This is a genomic window from Acinetobacter sp. YH16052 (assembly GCF_013417155.1).
GTDB lineage: Bacteria > Pseudomonadota > Gammaproteobacteria > Pseudomonadales > Moraxellaceae > Acinetobacter.
The window spans coordinates 1-1,256 of sequence record NZ_VPEO01000172.1; the positions used below are offsets into that span (position 1 = coordinate 1).

The following is a 1,256-nucleotide window of genomic DNA, read 5'->3' on the forward strand; positions in this document are numbered from 1 at the left end:
TCCGTTTTTTATATCTTTGTAGAGTGTGGCCCGAGATTTTTTATACAGTGTTGCAGCATCACTAACACTGTATTTTGTACTTGTTTTCATATTGTATTACTGTGTATTAACGATACGTATTGGAGAATACAATAAGTGTATTCTCCAATAAACTCAAAGTTTAAAGCCTAAGTTTTTTAGATAAGGTAAAAACTGTTTTTGCTGTTTTGGATCTCTCAACATATCTTTAATTGTTATAGCTAAATCATCATAGCTTTCACCTTGCTGTGCTAGATGTGATAGTTCATGTAAACGAGAAAGTTGATTTCCAAACATATTAATTTGAGCATCTGTTAGTTTATAAAATTCTTTAGGTACATCTGTATTCGGATGACTAATACTCTTAGTCTTTTCTTTAAATGAAAAAATAATACTAGTAACTTTACGACCAGTCTTTTTCTGTTCATAAGTGACATTTAAAGGGCTGCATTCGTTTATTTGGTCTATAGCAGTATCAATTACTCGTTTCTTGAAATCTGCGAATAAAGGGTACTTTTTACCAAGCTCAAGCATTGTCCGCAAATTCTCAACTGAAATTTCACGCTTACCTATTTGTCGATATTGAACAAGTAGCTCATAAATACGAATACCGTACCCACTATTTATTCCAGCGATGTCTGACAGGGCATATTTGGTGAATTCTCTACTTAGATTAGATATGAAAGGCAGAATTGGTTTTGAAAAACGAATACCAATGACACTTTGACTATCTAGAAATTGAACTTCTTGTACCCATCGCATTTTTATAGACTTGTCATCAATACTGAGGTTAATAGATCGTTCATAGAGTCTATTAATACCTTCCTTTAAATCTCTGTATGCAGTTTTTTCATGTACACCTAATTGCCTTAACTCATTGATACTAACAGGATATAGCTCATCATCTGTAATAGGCTGATTTTTTGGAATCCGTGAAATGGCAGCTAAGACAATTCGTTGCTCTACGGCACTTAATTGATATGAGGCTTCTATTACTTGATTTGATTTTACAACGTGATTTTTATTCAAAATAAAACCATTAATTTTTAATATATGACAAATATATACTTGTCATAGTTAGTAGTCAATCCGTCATAGTTAAGTAGTCAATCCGTCATAGTTAGTAGTCAATCCGTCATAGTTAGTAGTCAATCCGTCATAGTTAAGCTTTAAAACCCTTACTGTATAAGGCATACAGGGGACTGAAAAGATTTAAAATATTTAAAATATATTTAAAA

The 1,256-nt window shown here is 31.9% G+C and carries 1 protein-coding gene and 1 pseudogene; both read right to left on the reverse strand.

The genetic code is table 11. The features are described 5' to 3' along the window. Positions 1-90 (reverse strand): annotated as a pseudogene (locus FTV42_RS17030) (DNA-binding protein); the annotation flags it as partial. 63 nt (positions 91-153) lie between these two features. Next, positions 154-1,047: a replication initiation protein RepM gene (gene repM, locus FTV42_RS17035; RefSeq protein ID WP_057048785.1), complete on the reverse strand. Its 894-nt coding sequence runs from the start codon at positions 1,045-1,047 to the stop codon at positions 154-156. Between the last annotated feature and the right edge of the window lie 209 nt (positions 1,048-1,256).